Origin of the sequence: Variovorax sp. PAMC26660 (genome assembly GCF_014302995.1) — a bacterium.
In the GTDB taxonomy this organism is placed as follows: domain Bacteria; phylum Pseudomonadota; class Gammaproteobacteria; order Burkholderiales; family Burkholderiaceae_C; genus Variovorax.
Window position 1 is genome coordinate 2,545,297 of the sequence record NZ_CP060295.1, and the last position, 15,411, is coordinate 2,560,707.

Here is a 15,411-nt window from a genome sequence, read left to right on the forward strand (position 1 = left end):
GAACGACGCGCCAGATCGTAGGATCGACCGGATATAACGACAAATTTATACTGGTGATTGTGTTTATAGAGGCTGTGAATGACCTATCGCACCGCTGACCTCAACCTGCTGAAGGTGTTCGAGGCCCTCATGACCGAAGGCAACGTCACCCGTGCGGCCCGCAAGCTGTCGTTGACCCAGCCCACCGTCAGCAATGCGCTGCGGCGTTTGCGCGAGACCTTCGACGACCCGCTGTTCGTGCGCAGCGGCGCGGGCGTCAACCCGACGCGGCGGGCCATCGACCTGTGGGAGCCGCTCTCGCAGTCGCTGCATGCCATTCGCAACACCCTCGATGTCGAGAGCTTCGATGCCCTGCGCAGCACCGCCAGCCTGAGCATCGCCATGTCCGACTACGTGTCGAGCATCGTGGTGCCCCGGCTGGCCAGCAGGCTGAGCAAGGCGGCGCCGTCGATGCAGATCCACGCCATTCCCAACACGCTGGTGGACTTCGGCAAGGTGCTGGCGGACAACAAGGCCGACTTCGCGATCAGTGTCTACAACGAGGAAGTGCAGCGGCCGGCGTTCCTCAAGTCGAGGGCGCTGTGGTCACCCGACTTCGTCTGCCTCATGCGCACCGGGCATCCGCTGGCGCGCCTGCAGAAAATTCCGCTGAAGAAATTTCTTGCCGCGCGCCATGTCGATGTGAGCCTGGTCGGCAAGACCACGCCGACCTACGACCTCTTCCTGCACAGCCGCGGGCTGCAACGCAACCTGGTCGCGACCGTGAACCACTACAGCGCGGCGTACGAAGTGGTGCGCCGCTCCGACCTGATCGCGGTGCTGCCGTGGACCGAGCGCTTCGAGCCGCCACGGCTGACCGGCCTGCGCAAGATGCCCGTTCCGCTCGAAGCGCCGCCGCGCATCATCGAGCTGTTCTGGCACCAGCGGCACGAGACCTCCGCGCTGCACCAGTGGTTGAAGAACACCTTGCTGGCCCTGTTTGAACAGCCGTCCTGAGCCGCCAAGGTTCAGCCGCGCAGCCGCACCACCTGCGCATCGCCGGCCGTACGCGCATGCAGCCGCATCACCTCGGCCGCGCGCCGGGTCAGCACCGCGCGCTGGTTGATGTAGCCCTTGTCGGTGATCTCGCCCGCATCGAGGCTCGGCGGCTCGGCCAGCACCAGCGCACAGGCCGGGCATTGCGACGAGCCCGCGCCTTCATCGCGCAGCGCACGCAACACCTCGGCGATGCGTGCGCCCATCGCTTCGGGCGACAGCGCGGCGCCTTGCGGGCTGGCAAACACCAACATGCCGATCTCGTCGCGGTCATGACCGGTCAGCACCACGTCTTGCACGTGCGGCGCGAGCAGTGACACCAGCTTCACGCGCAGCGTGCCCACCGACACCCAGGTGCCGGTCGACAGCTTGAAGTCTTCCGCCACGCGGCCGTTGAAGATCACGCCGTGCGCGGGCTGCGTCGGGTCCGCAAGAAAGCCGGCATCGCCGATGCGGTAGTAGCCTTCTTCGTCGAAAGCCTCGGCGGTTTCACGTGGCGCATCGCGATAGCCGGGGAACACCGAGACACCCTTGACCCGCATCTCCAATTTTTCGCCGTTCGGCACGAACTTGATTTCCAGCCCCGGCAGCGGCGCGCCGATGCAGCCGGCACCGTCGAGCTTCCAGTGCGCGGAAGTGATGGCGGGCGAAGTCTCGGTCGCGCCCCACGAGGTCGTGAGCCACAGCGGCCGCGTGGGCCGCACGCGCTGCGCCACCGCTTCGAGCCGCTGCCACGTGGAAGGCGCGAGCGCCGCCGCCGCATAGAAGGCCAGCCGCAGCCGCGAGAACACCTCGGTGGCCAGCGCGTCGTCGGCTTCCAGAAAGGGCAACAGCATGTCGAAACCGCGCGGCACGTTGAACAGCAGCGTGGGCTTCACTTCACGCAGGTTGCGCACCGTCTTCTCGATGAGGCCCGGCGCAGGCCGGCCTTCGTCGATGTAGAGCGCGCCGCCGTGGCACAGCACCATGTGCAGGTTGTGGTTGGCGCCGAAGGTGTGGCTCCAGGGCAGCCAGTCGACCAGCACCGGCTTTTCCTGCGACAGGAAGCGCCAGGTCTGCGCCATCATCTGCTGGTTGGCGCACAGCATGCGGTGCGTGTTGATCACCACCTTGGGCTTGCCGGTGGAGCCGGAGGTCAGCAGGTACTTGGCGTGCGTGTCGGGCAGGATGGCCGCGAAGGCCTCCATCACGGCCGGAGTTTCCCGGGCCGCGAGCAACTGGTCGAAGGCCAGAGCGCCCGGATGCGCGTCGGCGTTGCGGCTGAATACCGTGGCCGCCTCGACACCGCAGCCCGCGAGCGCGCCGCCGTAGACTTTCGCGTCCGATGCATAGATCAGCGAAGGCCCGAGCGCCTTCAGCATGCCGTGAAGCCGCGACGGGTCCTTGGCCATGCGCGAATAGGCGCTCGACAGCGAGCAGGCCGTGCGACCGATGTGCATCGTCGCAAGCATCAGCACCGCATGGTCGATGGCGTTGTCCGAGAGGATCACCACCGGCTGGCCCGCGGGCAGGTTCAGGTCGAGCAGGCCTTGCGCCACTGCGCCGACTGCCTGGCGCAGCGCGCGGTAGTCGAGCTTGCGCCAGCCTTCGCCGGTCTCGTCGCGTTCCGCGAAGGCCAATGCATCGGGCGTTTCGCGCGCCCAGCGTTCGATCCACTCGCCGATGCAGCGTGCATAAGGCTTGAGCGCCATCGGTGAGCGCAGCGCGAAGGAGCCGTCGTCGAAATCGATGCGCAGCGTGCGGGGTGGGGCGATCAGGGTTTCGTCTTGGAGGAAGTCGGTCATTTCAGTGTTCCACGGAGTGCTGTCTGCGGCGTTCTTGTTCGGGGCGAGTGCGAATGACACCAGGTGCTCCCCTCCGCGAATGTCCCCCGCTTCGCTCCTCCTTTATTTCGCTGCGGGGAGCACCCGGCGTCATTCGCACCTGGACACGCTGCTGATGCGCAGCCGATCAACGACCGCTCCGCATAACACTCACGTCGATACGGGGCTCTTTTTCGCGAAATAAAGGAGGAGCGAAGCGGGGGACATTCGCGAAAAAGAGCACCGTGTCGGCGTGAGTGCCGCCCTGAACAGCAGCAGCGCAAAAACGCACACCGCGGCGAACAGAAAAGCAGGGTTCCATCTAGTCAAGCTTGCCGGTATCAGCCTTCGCGCGAATCAGGTTTAACAGCAGGGTGTCGCGTGCGGTTTCGAGTTCGGCGGTGCGGCGCGTGCCGAGTTCTTCAGCCACGCCCTCCGTCACCTGCTGCTTGAGTTCGGCCGTCATCGACGGTGCTCCCAGATCCTTCCACCAGTCCTCGATCGGGCCGCCCAGGTGCGCGAGCACGTGCGCGATGCCACCCGCACCACCCGAGAGATGCAGGTTCATGAACGGCCCCATCACCGCCCATCGCAAACCCGGGCCATGCGCGATGGCCGTATCGATGTCGGCCACGCTCGCCACGCCTTCGTTGACGAGGTGAAAGGCCTCACGCCACAGCGCAGCCTGCAGCCGGTTCGCGATGTGTCCTTTGACCTCGCGCTTCACGTGGATCGGCCGCTTGCCGATGGCCGCATAGAACGCCATCGTGCGTTCGATGACCTCGGCTGAAGTCTGCTCGCCACCGATCACTTCCACCAGCGGAATCAGGTGCGGCGGATTGAACGGATGCCCCAACACCACGCGCTGCGGATGCGCGCAGCCCGACTGCACGCCACTGATCGCCAGCCCCGACGAACTCGACGCCAGGATGGTGTCGGGCGGCGCTGCCGCATCCATGCGGCGGAACAGGTCGATCTTGAAATCCATGCGCTCGGGGCCGTTCTCCTGCACGAAGTCGGCCACGGACACCGCGTCTTCCAGGCTGTCGTGAAAACGCAGGCGGTCCACCGATGCGCCTTCCGACAGGCCGAAGCGCTCCAGCGTCGGCCAATGCTGCGCCACCGCTTCGCGCAGGCGCGCCTCGGCACCGGGTGACGGATCGGTCGCGTTCACGTCGAGCCCGTGCGCCAGGAAGTACGCGACCCAGCTCGCGCCGATCACGCCAGTGCCGACGACGGCGACGCGCTTCACATCGGTGGTGGTGACGGAGTTCATGACGACTTCCACCGCGTGCAGCGGCTCTCTGCCTTGGTGGTCCATGCGGCCTCGCCGGCGATCGGCTCGACCACCTTGTAGTAGTCCCACGGCTCCTTCGACTCGGCCGGCGTCTTCACCTGCATCAGGTGCATGTCGTGCACCATCAGCCCGTCGTCGCGCAGCCAGCCACCCTTGACGAACATGTCGTTGAACTTCGTCTTGCGCAGTTGCGCCATCACCTTGTCTGCATCGTCGCTGCCAGCAGCCTTCACGGCCTGCAGGTACTGCAGCGCGGCCGAGTAGTCGCCGGCGTGGAAGGACGAGGGCATGCGCTTGTGCTTGTCGAAGAAGCGGCGCGCCCAGGTGCGCGACTCGGCGCTCTGGTTCCAGTACCAGCTGTCGGTGAGGTACATGCCCTGCGAGGCCTTCAGGCCCAGCGCGTGTACGTCGTTGATCGTGATGATCATGCCCGCGAGCTTCATGTGCTTGTTGATGCCGAACTCGGCCGCCGACTTGATCGCGTTCACCGTGTCGCCGCCCGCATTCGCGAGCGCCAGCACCTGCGCCTTCGAGTTCTGCGCCTGCAGCATGAATGACGAGAAATCGCTCGCGCCCAGCGGATGCTTGACCGAGCCCGCCACCGTGCCGCCGTTGGCCTGGATGATCTTGACCGCATCGTTCTGCAGCGCCGCGCCGAAGGCGTAGTCGGCCGCCACGAAGTACCAGCTCTTGCCGCCGGCCTTGACCACCGCGCTTGCGGTGCCGCGCGCCATGGCCACCGTGTCGTAGGCGTAGTGCACCGTGTAGGGCGAGCAGTATTCGTTGGTGAGGCTCGATGCGCCCGAACCCACCACGAAGTACGGCTTCTTCTTGTCGGCCGCCACACCCGCCATCGCAATGGCCGCACCCGAGTTGACGCCGCCGATCAGCATGTCGACCTTTTGCACGTCGAACCATTCGCGTGCCTTGGCAGCGGCGATGTCGGGCTTGTTCTGGTGGTCGGCCGTGACCAGCTCGATCTTCTTGCCGTCGATGGCTCCGCCCATGTCGGCGATGGCCATGCGGATGGCCTCGGCGCCGGCCGGGCCGTCGTAGTCGCGGTACAGGCCCGACATGTCGCTGATGAAGCCGATGCGGATCACGTCGTCCGACACCTGGGCCCAGGCGCTCGCTGCGAAAACCGTGCCGAGCGCCAGGGCCAGTGCGGTGCGGGAATTGTTCATGTGCTCTTGTCTCCGTTCGTTGTTCTTGTCGGCTGTCAGCCCAGTGCGAACTCGGGCCGTGGCGTGCCCGTGCGCGGCAGGCCCATCATCTGCCGCGCCTCGGCGGGCGTGGCCACTTCCATGTCCAGCTCGCGGATCACGCGCACGATGCGCTCGGTGAGCTGCACGTTGGTGGCCAGCTCGCCGTGCCGGAAGTAGAGGTTGTCTTCCAGCCCCACCCGCGCATGGCCGCCCAGCAGCAGCGCCGCCACGTTGGCTTCGAGCTGCGACATGCCGATACCGCTCACGCCGAAGATGCTGCCCTTGGGCAGCGTGTCGACCATCATCTGCAGGTTGCGCGGCGAATACGGCATCGCGTTCTGGAAGTTGCGGTGCACGTTCATCACGAGGTTGATGAAGTAGGGCTCGTCGTCATGCCCCTCGCCGACCAGCGTGGTCACGTCCTGCAGGATGTGCGTGGGGCTGAACACCTCCCACTCGGGCTTGATGCCGCGCGCCTTCATGCCGGCGGCGAGTTCTCGCCCGCGCGTGATGGGCGTGTCCATCAGGATCTCCTTGCCTTCGAAGCTCAGGTTCAGCGTGGTGGCGTCCAGCGTGCACATCTCGGCGCCGGCGTCCATGCCCTTGATGCGCTCTTCCCACGCGATCTCCCAGCGGTCGCCGGCCAGCGGCTTGACCATGTCGCCGTGCACGCCGCCGCCGGTAGAGTTGTTGATGACGATGTCGCTGCCGCCCGCGCGGATGCGGCTGTTGATGTCGCGGTACACGTCGGCATTGCAGGTGGCACCGTCGTCGGGCCGGCGCGCGTGGATCGCCACCACGCTGGCGCCGGCGTTCCAGCAGCGCAGCACGTCGGCGGCGATCTCGGCGGGCTGCGTGGGCAGGTGAGGGTTCTGCGACTTGTGCGCCATGCCGCCGGTGGGGGCGATGGTCACGATCACTTTGCGCTTCGACGACATTCCGGGCTCCTGGTGTCTTTCATTGGGGGGCGCGGTATTATTTTTTGAGGCGCAGGCACACTCAGTCATCGCGACGACATTTGGGGGCAGGGTTTACGCGGCGCGCCCCTTCTTTGCCTTCTCAGGAGCTTTCATTCCATGCCCACGACGAAGCCGGCCATCCAGGCGGCATCGCTGACGATTCCGCAACTGCTGCACGGCTCGGCCTGGTTCCCGCTGCTCGATGAAGCGGCGCGTGAACGCGTGCGCGACGAGATGCGCGAAGTCGACGTGGCCGCCGGCGCCGCGCTGTGCCGGCGCGGCGACACGCCGATGCACTGGTACGGCACGCTCGAAGGGCTGCTCAAGTGGTCGATCACGTCCAGCGACGGGCGCTCGGTGACCTTCGGTGGCCTGTCGGTCGGCAGCTGGTTCGGCGAAGGCACGCTGCTGCGCGCGGTGCCGCGCTCGGCCGACATCATCGCGCTGCGGCCCAGCCGCGTGGCGCGGCTGCCGCTGGACACTTTCGAGTGGCTGCACCGCACGCAGCGCGGCTTCGATCATTTTTTGCTGCAGCAGATCAACGAGCGGCTGCACTGGTTCATGGGCAACTATGCGGCGCACCGGCTGCTGGATGCGGACAGCCAGGTGGCGCGCGCGCTGGCGGGGCTGTTCCACCCGTGGCTGCATCCGGGCAGCGAGCCGCATCTGCAGACTTCGCAGGAGGAGATTGCGAACCTGTCGGGCGTGTCGCGGCAACGGTGCAATGCGGCGTTGAATCGGTTGAAGGAGGCGGGCTTCTTGCGGATCGAGTACGGCGGCATCACCGTGATCGACCTCGAAGGGCTGCGGCGCTTCATCGAGTAACGAACCTATCCAAAAAACGGCGGAACCTTCATGACATTGCCCTGGCCCCTGTTCCTCGCATTGCTCAAGCTCCTGGGCCGTCGCCGCCGCTTCGAAAGCATCGAAGGCTTGCGCACGGCCGTGGCCCGAGACCGCAAGACCGCGAGTGCCGAACCGCCCGCGTCGGTGCGCAAGCGCTGCACGATCAGCAAATACCAGGTCGACGGCCACGATTGCTACACCCTGGCGCCGCTGTCCGGCGCGGGATCGGTACAGCTCCTGTACTTGCACGGCGGCGCGCACGTGGCCGAGATCTCGCCGTTCCACTGGCGCCTGATGGCGGAGCTGGTCGAGACCACCGGCTGCACCGCGCATGTGCCGATCTTCCCGCTCGCGCCCGAGCACACGTACCGGCCGGCCAGCGCGATGGTGAACGAGGTCTACCGTGCGTTGGCCGCCGGGCACGACCCCCGGCAACTGGTGCTGATGGGCGATTCGGCGGGCGGCGGCCTCGCGCTCGCACTGGCCCAAGGCTTCGCCGCGCTGGGCCTGCCGCAGCCGCGCGACATCGTGCTCATTTCGCCCTGGCTCGACCTCACGGTGTCGAACCCGGCCATACCCGCGCTCGAAGCCGACGACCCGTGGCTGGCCCGCCCCGGGCTGGCGGAAGCGGGGCGCTGGTGGGCCGGCGACGAAGACCCGGCCCTGCCGCACCTGAGCCCGCTGTACGGTCCGCTGCAGGGGCTGGGCCGGCTCACGGTCTTCATCGGAACGCGTGACCTGCTGCTGGCGGACTGCCAGGCCCTGCGTGACCGCACCGCAGCGCAGGGCGTGCATGTCGAGATGCACGAGGCCACCGGCATGATCCACGTCTGGCCGTTGCTGCCGGTGAAGCGGGCGATGGCGGCGCGCGCCGCCATCGCGCAGATCGTGCGCGGCCGGCGCTGATTCAGCGCGTGTGGTGCGACGCCGCCAGCTCGTAGACCGGCGTATCGATCCCCTCCATTCGCGCCTTCAACTGCAGCGCCAGGAACTGCGAGTAGTGCCGCGACTGGTGCAGGTTGCCGCCGTGAAACCACAGGTTGTCGACCTGCGTCGGCTTCCACATGTTGCGCAGCTCGCCTTCCCACGGCCCCGGGTCCTTCGGCGTGTCGGAGCCCAGGCCCCAGCACTTGCCGACCTTGTCCGCCGTCTCGGGCGAGATCAGGTCGGCCAGCCAGCCGTTCATCGAGCCGTAGCCGGTGGCGTACACCAGCAGGTCGGCCGGCAGCTCGGTGCCGTCCGTCAGCGTGACCGAGCGCTCGTTCACCCGCTCGATGTTCACGCCGCTCTTCAGGTGGATGCTGCCGTTGGCCACCAGCTCCGATGCGCCCACGTCGATGTAGTAGCCCGAGCCGCGCCGCAGGTACTTCATGAACAAGCCCGAGCCGTCGGCGCCGAAGTCCAGCAGAAAGCCCGCCTTCTCCAGCCTTGAATACAGGTCCGCTTCGCGCTTCTTCATCTCCTCGTACACCGGGATGTGGAAGGTGTGCATGATCTTGTAGGGCACAGAGGCGAAGATCAGGTCGCCCTTGTGGTGGTCGATGCCGTTCTTCAGCGCCTGCTCGGAATACAGGCCACCCAGCGCCAGCTCCATCAGCGACTGCGAAGGCGCGATGTGCGTGGACGAGCGCTGCACCATCGTCACGTCCGCGCCGTGCTCCCACAGGGCCGCGCAGATGTCGTGCGCCGAGTTGTTCGAGCCCAGCACCACGCACTTCTTGCCGGCGTAAGCCTCGGGCCCCGGGTGCAGGCTGGAGTGGTGCTGGTCGCCCTTGAAGTTCTCGGCGCCCGCCATCTTCGGCACGTTCGGATAGCCCGACACGCCGAGCGCGAAGACCAACTGCTTGGGCCGCAGCACCACGGGCTTGCCTTCGCGCTCGACGGTCACTTCCCATGTCTGCGTGGCTTCGTCGAAGCGCGCCTTCTTCGCGTGGGTGGAACTCCAGTAGTTCAGTTCCATGATCTTCGTGTACATCTCCAGCCAGTCGCCGATCTTGTCCTTGGGCGCGAACACCGGCCAGTCATCGGGGAAGGGCATGTAGGGCAGGTGGTCGTACCAGACCGGGTCGTGCAGGCACAGCGACTTGTAGCGCTTGCGCCAGGAGTCGCCCGCCTTCGCGTTGCGCTCCACGATGATGGTCGGCACACCCAGCCGGCGCAGCCGCGCACCGAGCGCGATGCCACCCTGGCCGCCGCCGATGATCAGCACTTCGGGCTGCTCGGTGTAGCCCAGCGCCGCTTCTTCGTCCGCGCGGCGCTCCAGCCAGTTCTTGCGGCCCTTGTGCACACCGTGCTCCGCACCCTTGATGCGGTTGTCGCCGGTCTTTTCCTCGAAGCCCTTCAGCTCGGTCATGGTGGTGAGCAGCGTCCACGCCTTGCCGTTGCGAAGGCGCACATGGCCACGGCCGCGAGCCACACGCGTCTCGAAGGTGAACCACGCATCGACCACGCCATCGGCCTCGGTCGCTTCGCCCTCGACCGCGAAGGCCGTGGGCTGCGTGCCGGCCAGCTGCGCCTTCAGCATCGCGCGAATGGCGTCGGGGCCTTCCTGCGTGCGGATGTTCCATGTGAAGGCCACGAGGTCGCGCCAGTAGCTGTCGGGCTCGAAGAGCGCGACGGCCGCGTCGATGTCGCCCCGCGCGAGCGCAGCGGCGAAGTCGGCAAGCCAGGTGGCGGCGGCCCGGGTGGGGGCGGTGGTCGGGTCTGTCATTGGATGTCTCCGTGGCGTTGGATGAATGCGCGGCGCTGCATGGCGCTCGCGGTGTTCATTGCGCAGCTTTCGTGCCGCGTGGGGCGCGACGAAGAATCAATGGGTTGGCGGTGTTTTTGTCGCAACTGTCGTGTGCGTCGCAGGTGGCTTGCGACGGCCGTGCGACACGGATGCGACAGGCCTCATATTGCCGTGGACACAAAAATAAGACTTTGGATTTAATTTCAAAAATGATTGTTTTCAATACATGCGCAGCTTGTGGTTTCTCAACTACTTTTCTGTTTGCTTTTGATTACAGAAATTAAGCACTTCGCTACATTCGTATGCGATCCACGGCGTCGCCGAGGACGTATTTGATTCATACGAATGAAGAGGGACAGATGAGGAGAAACATTGGAGTTGCGTTCGGCGCGGCGTTGGTCTTGGGTTTGGCCGGTTGTGGCGGCGGTGGAGGTGGAGGAGGGGGCGGCGTTCCGTTGCTGCCGATTCCGGTCGCACCCGCGCCGTCGCAGCAGCAGCCCGCCGCTGCGGAGCTCAAGCTCACGGTCGAGATCGCGGGGGCAGCCGCAACGCCCGATGGCGCCGGCAAATACAGCGTGGTGCCCGGCCAGCAAGTGGTGGTCAAGGCCAGCGACAGCGTGACGTGGGTCAGCGACGCCGGCAACAGCTTCGTGACCCGCACAGATGTCGACACCACCGTCGCGCAGTGGGTTTCGCGTTTTGCCAATTCCGACAAGACGCAGACTGGCTCCTACAAACTCGTGGCCAATGCATCGGAAAGCCGCTCAAAGGAACTGAACTTCGTAGTGCAGACGGGTGACTATCGCAACGGCGATTACATGGTGTTCGCCGCCAACGGCTCGCGCCAGAAGCTGAACATCGATTTCGACAAGGCCACCTACAGCATGACGGATGCGGCCGGCGATATGACCAGCGGCACGCTGACACCGCCTACCCCATCGACGCTTGCAAACGACTGGAAGGTCCAGAACAGCCGCATCACCGGCACGAACACCTCCGCACTCTGGGCCCTTGGCGACAACATCGTCGGAGCGTTCCCATTTGCGAAGCCCTTCTCGGCGCCGGTGTCTTACGCGGCAGCGCCATTGGTGGCGACCCGTGCGCTTCTCGCCACGCAGAGCAAGCTGGACGGTACCTACGACCGCGCACGCATAGAGATCTCGAACTCGAGCCGCGAATCGGCCATTGCGCAGATTCAGATCTCTGGTGGCGGTACCGTGATGAAGCAGTGCTCGGACCTGATCATCTACAGGATCGAAAATTGTCCGACGGCAAACGTGGTGACCAGCAAGGTCGAAGCGGATACCGAAAGCGGTCTGTGGTTGCTCAAGAACCCTGCGGATGGAACCGTCCTCGGCCGTTTTGGCGTTGCCATCGTTGACGGCGAGAAGATCTACCTGAGCGCGGGAGTATCGCCCGCCACTGGTGGCCAAGTGTTCGCCATTGGGGTGCCGGCGGCGTCGGAATATGTGGGCTTCAGCTCGTTTGCCGGATGGTCGACAGACGGCACCATGGACATGGTGATCGGTGCCACCCCGTCCGTCTATAACATTGTCATGACCGACGCAGTCATCCATGCCCCGTTGGCCCTCACGGTGGCTGCAGGCCCCGCTTCGGCGTCCTACGGTATCCGCTCGGCGGCATCGGGTCCGGACTCTTTCTTTACGATGCGTTCCAAGCAGCTCGAAGTGCTGGTCGGCGCACGCAGTCCGTCCGCTCGCGCGGGCTTCCTGCACCTGGGTCTCATCCAGTAACTCGACAGAGCTGATAACGAAAAGAGCTCGCACGCCATCACAGGCGTTGCGGGCTTTTTTCATGAGGGCAGCGTTCGTTCGGGTCGCGTGATGGCGTTGCGTTTCGGTTGCCTTGGCTTACCCTCGACGCGGCGCCACGATGCCCTGGCGCTTCATTTGGCGGTAGGCGGTCGCACGGCTCAAGCCGAGTTCGTCGGCCGCGCGTGCGACGTGCCAGCGATGGCGTTTGAGCGCGTCGAGCAGGCGGCCGGATTCATCGAAAGGGTCTTCGTCGACCGCCGTGTCGGCGCTTTGCATCGGCCGCGGCTGCAATTGCAGATCCTGCGTTGCCACAGTCGACCCCGTGCACAACGCCAGCGACAGCCGCAGCACATTGCGCAACTCACGCAGGTTGCCCGGCCAGTCGTGTGCCAGCAGCCTTTGCATCGCCGCATCGGACAGCCGCGCCGTCGAGCGCATCGCAGCCGCCTCCTCGTTGAACATGACCTCGATCAGGTAGCGCCTGTCGCCGCGATCACGCAAGGGCGGCAGCTTCAGCACCGCGCCGCACAACCGGTAATACAGGTCTTCACGAAAGCGCCCCGCAGCCACCAGCTCCGGCAGATGCCGATGCGTGGCCGCCACCACCGCGATGTCCACGCGCTGCGGCGACTCCGCACCCAACGGCAGCACCTCGCCTTCAGACAGCACGCGCAGCAGCCGCGTCTGCAGCGCCATCGGCATGTCGCCGATCTCGTCGAGAAACAGCGTGCCCCGGTCGGCCTGCGCGATCAGGCCCTTCATGCCCTTGGCGCGGCCGCCGGTGAAGCTGCCGGGCGTGTAGCCGAACAGCTCGCTCTCGATCAGCGAATCGGGAATGGCCGCGCAGTTCACTGCCACGAAGGGCATCGCCGCGCGGCTGCTCTGGCCGTGCATCGCGCGCGCCAGCACTTCCTTGCCGCTGCCGGTCTCGCCTTCGACCAGCACATGGATGCCCCGGTCCACCAGCCGGCGCGCCTGCGCGAGCAGCTTCTGCATCGCAGGGTCGTCGCCCGCGATACGGTCGAGCGGCGGCAGGCGGTCGGAGGGCTTGGTGGAAGTGAGAGCGGTGGCCGTCGTCGGCGAACGCCGCACGCGCGGCGCCAGCAGCGAGGCGTGGTACTCGCCGCCGCCGGGCAACAGCACCGTGTGCGCGAAAGGCATGGCCGACGAGGCGCCGGCACCGATGCGCCAGATGGCGTCCATCGGCATGTGCAGCAGTTGCGACACCGCGCCGCCCAGCAGCGGCGTCTGCGCATCACTGAACGCCCGTCGCGCACCGCCATTGGCGCCGACCACCGCGCCACTGTCGTCGAACGCCAGCATCACCTCGCCCGCCACATCGACCAGCCCGTACGCGCTGCCCAGCCGCAGGATCCAGTGGCCGCGAAAGTTGCGCAGGAAATCGGCGTCTTCGATCATCCGCGCGTAGATCGATACGAGGTGCCTCACGAGATGCTGGCTTTCCCGCGCCTCGGGCGAGCGCAGCGCCGACACATCGAGGATGGCCGTGAGCTTGCCGCTGTGGTCGAACAGCGGCGCGGTGGTGCAGGTGAGCGCGATGTGCGTGGCATCGAAGTGCTCGGTCTGGTGGCAGGTCATCGGCTGCCGCTCGACCAGGCAGGTGCCCACGCCGCAGGTGCCGGCATGGGCTTCGTTCCAGTCGGCACCAAGGTACAGGCCGGCCTTGCGCAACTGGTCGTCCCAGGCCGGGTTGCCGATGTAGTCGACGGTGATGCCTTCGGCGTCGGTCAGCAGCACCATGTAGCCCAGGTCGGCCACGCGGCGGTAGATGTCTTCCATGCCCGCACGCGCGGCCCGCAGGAAGTGTTCGAGCTGCTGCTGGTGCGCGCGGACCTCCTGCGCCGGCAGGATGCGCGCGGGTGTTGGCTTCGACGGATCGAGCCCGTGGTCGCGCACGCAGCGCGCCCACGACTTGTGGACCAGGCTCGTCGCCGGATCGGCCAGCGCCGTGCCGGTGGCGATCGAATAGACGTTGTCGATGTGACGCGATTGCAGGGAAGTCATGCGCAACCTCGCGAGGATGGTGGGGCGCGGCCATGCCAGGGGCCGCGCAGCCGTCCATCATTCGGCTGTCGCACTGTCGCGAGTGAGAGGTGAAACCCGGTGGGGTTGTCGTTTTCAACGAACTGGCGAGCCCGCCTGCGTGACGTCTAACATGCTGCTTGCCTTATCCCTCGACTTCACATCGCATCAGGAGAGACCATGACTTTGCGAGTTCACGTCCATCGGTACACAGCCGCGCTCGTGGACAACTATGTCCTGATTTTGACCTCGAACAGCCATGAGAAGAATGCAGTCAATACCGTGCTCAAGCACCGCGCGCGGGCGGACATCGGGCTTGCGCACCGTGGGTGCTCGTTCGGCGTGCTTGGCGGCCGACTGGTGTTGCACGTGACAGGTGACAGTGGAGTTTCGAAGGACCTCTCAGTTGCCCGTATAGCCACTGGCATTCTTTGTAGCCCCCATCTGCCGAGGCCCGCCATGACGTTGCTGGCCGGATTCTGCTGGGGCAACCCGGCACAACTTGCAGTCGAGACAGTAGTAGTGAGTCCGCTAGTACTTTCACTCAATGTGCAGCATGCGCAGGGCGACGCTATGGTGCCGGTGCTCAACCGGAAGACTAGCGCCGTCCGCATCGAGGACGCGCTGATGGCCGATCTCCGGCAGCGTCTGGGCTCTGCAGGGCCCAGCGTGGCTGCCGGTCCTCTTGCCAGCATGGAGACGCTCTACAAAAGCGACGGTTTGCGCGACAGACTCGTGGCGGCATGGCCGGAAATCCTGGGTGGCGAGATGGAGGCTTTTGGCTTCGTCGCCGACAACCAGCCTTGGCTGGTCGTCAAGTCAGCATCGGACGCGGGCGGTAGCGATTTTTCCCAGGAATTCCAGACAAAAGCGGCCGCCAAAGCCGCGCAGACGCTTGAGCCTCTGCTTGGTGCGCTCGAGTCTCACGACCAGCTTGCTGTGACCAGGCCGCATGAACAAATCGACTGGTTGCGCGACGTGCTTTCGGGCGATGCCGTCGAATTCGATGCGCGCGGTGTTGCTAGTGATGCCATGGCCGACACGATCGAGCATGAACTCGGCCAAGACATTGAGTACAAATTGCGACGCTATGCCGCGAGCAGCGACTACGACGAAAAGTTCGTTCAGCGGCTCGTCGATGCGATCCTCGAGATCATCTACAACGCCGTGCGACATGGCGGCGCCAACCGGGCGAGGGTCAGTTTTGATACGACCAGACTAGTGATCGAGGACGATGCTAAGGCGTTCGATATCAGGCAGCTTCAAGGTCAGCACGGTGGCGCGATTGCTGTGCAGTCACTTCTAGGTGCTTTCGAGCCAGACGGCCGGCTGCGCTTGACAACGGGCAGGAGCAAGACGCTCAGCGGCAACAAGTACGTGTTTGACCTGCCTCGGGTGTCGGCTGCCTTGCAGGAGGCGCGCGTGAAATGCGCGATTACCGTGAACGGCAGCACCATCGGCAGACCCTACGGCAGCCCGGAGGTGTTCAATTTCGATCCGGTTTGCGAGACCCTCTATTACGATGCCACACGCGTGCGCATGACATCGCGCAGGATTGCGTTAGCGGCCGGGCTTCGGCCGCTGCTTGTGAATCACAAGGTGTACGTGGGCTGCCGCTCGCAGGAAGATGCGGAGTTCTTCCGAGACGAGTTGGCGAGTGTCGCAAGCGACAACCTGGTAGTTTTCGTGGATGCGAAGCTGCCGCCGCCGCGCTGAAT

The 15,411-nt window shown here is 65.5% G+C and carries 11 protein-coding genes; 5 read left to right on the forward strand and 6 right to left on the reverse strand.

What is annotated here, in order from left to right; translation table 11 throughout:
* Positions 1-78: 78 nt before the first annotated feature.
* The gene (locus tag H7F35_RS12315; RefSeq protein WP_187113134.1) at positions 79-996 is read left to right on the forward strand and encodes a LysR family transcriptional regulator; all 918 of its coding nucleotides are present in this window, start codon (positions 79-81) and stop codon (positions 994-996) included.
* A gap of 11 nt (positions 997-1,007) precedes the next feature.
* Here H7F35_RS12315 and H7F35_RS12320 read toward each other — a convergent pair whose 3' ends face one another.
* From H7F35_RS12320 to H7F35_RS12335, 4 genes are all read right to left on the reverse strand, one after another.
* Entirely contained in the window at positions 1,008-2,819 is a 1,812-nt protein-coding gene (locus tag H7F35_RS12320) for a feruloyl-CoA synthase (protein WP_187113135.1), read from the reverse strand.
* Between the two features lie 340 nt (positions 2,820-3,159).
* The gene (locus H7F35_RS12325; protein ID WP_187113136.1) at positions 3,160-4,113 is read right to left on the reverse strand and encodes a 3-hydroxyacyl-CoA dehydrogenase NAD-binding domain-containing protein; all 954 of its coding nucleotides are present in this window, start codon (positions 4,111-4,113) and stop codon (positions 3,160-3,162) included.
* Positions 4,110-5,318, reverse strand: coding sequence for an ABC transporter substrate-binding protein (locus H7F35_RS12330; RefSeq protein WP_187113137.1), 1,209 nt, complete (start codon positions 5,316-5,318; stop codon positions 4,110-4,112). The genes H7F35_RS12325 and H7F35_RS12330 overlap by 4 nt, the downstream gene beginning before the upstream one ends.
* A gap of 35 nt (positions 5,319-5,353) precedes the next feature.
* Positions 5,354-6,277 carry a 3-keto-5-aminohexanoate cleavage protein gene (locus tag H7F35_RS12335; RefSeq protein ID WP_187113138.1) on the reverse strand — a complete coding sequence of 308 codons (924 nt, stop codon included), beginning with the start codon at positions 6,275-6,277 and terminating at the stop codon, positions 5,354-5,356.
* A 138-nt stretch (positions 6,278-6,415) separates the two neighbouring features.
* Here H7F35_RS12335 and H7F35_RS12340 point away from each other — a divergent pair, with 138 nt between their 5' ends.
* Entirely contained in the window at positions 6,416-7,123 is a 708-nt protein-coding gene (locus H7F35_RS12340) for a Crp/Fnr family transcriptional regulator (protein ID WP_187113139.1), read from the forward strand.
* 30 nt (positions 7,124-7,153) lie between these two features.
* The gene (locus tag H7F35_RS12345; RefSeq protein WP_187113140.1) at positions 7,154-8,050 is read left to right on the forward strand and encodes an alpha/beta hydrolase fold domain-containing protein; all 897 of its coding nucleotides are present in this window, start codon (positions 7,154-7,156) and stop codon (positions 8,048-8,050) included.
* 1 nt (position 8,051) lies between these two features.
* Here the strand turns inward: H7F35_RS12345 and H7F35_RS12350 are convergent, their stop codons facing one another.
* The gene (locus H7F35_RS12350) at positions 8,052-9,854 is read right to left on the reverse strand and encodes an NAD(P)/FAD-dependent oxidoreductase (protein ID WP_187113141.1); all 1,803 of its coding nucleotides are present in this window, start codon (positions 9,852-9,854) and stop codon (positions 8,052-8,054) included.
* Between the two features lie 380 nt (positions 9,855-10,234).
* Between H7F35_RS12350 and H7F35_RS12355 the strand changes: the two genes are divergently transcribed.
* Positions 10,235-11,629: a hypothetical protein gene (locus tag H7F35_RS12355; protein WP_187113142.1), complete on the forward strand. Its 1,395-nt coding sequence runs from the start codon at positions 10,235-10,237 to the stop codon at positions 11,627-11,629.
* Between the two features lie 117 nt (positions 11,630-11,746).
* Here the strand turns inward: H7F35_RS12355 and H7F35_RS12360 are convergent, their stop codons facing one another.
* Positions 11,747-13,675, reverse strand: coding sequence for a sigma-54-dependent Fis family transcriptional regulator (locus tag H7F35_RS12360; protein WP_187113143.1), 1,929 nt, complete (start codon positions 13,673-13,675; stop codon positions 11,747-11,749).
* Between the two features lie 198 nt (positions 13,676-13,873).
* On the opposite strand from H7F35_RS12360, the gene H7F35_RS12365 reads away from it, so the two are divergent.
* Complete coding sequence (locus H7F35_RS12365) at positions 13,874-15,409, forward strand: hypothetical protein (RefSeq protein WP_187113144.1); 1,536 nt, start codon at positions 13,874-13,876, stop codon at positions 15,407-15,409.
* Positions 15,410-15,411 lie beyond the last annotated feature (2 nt).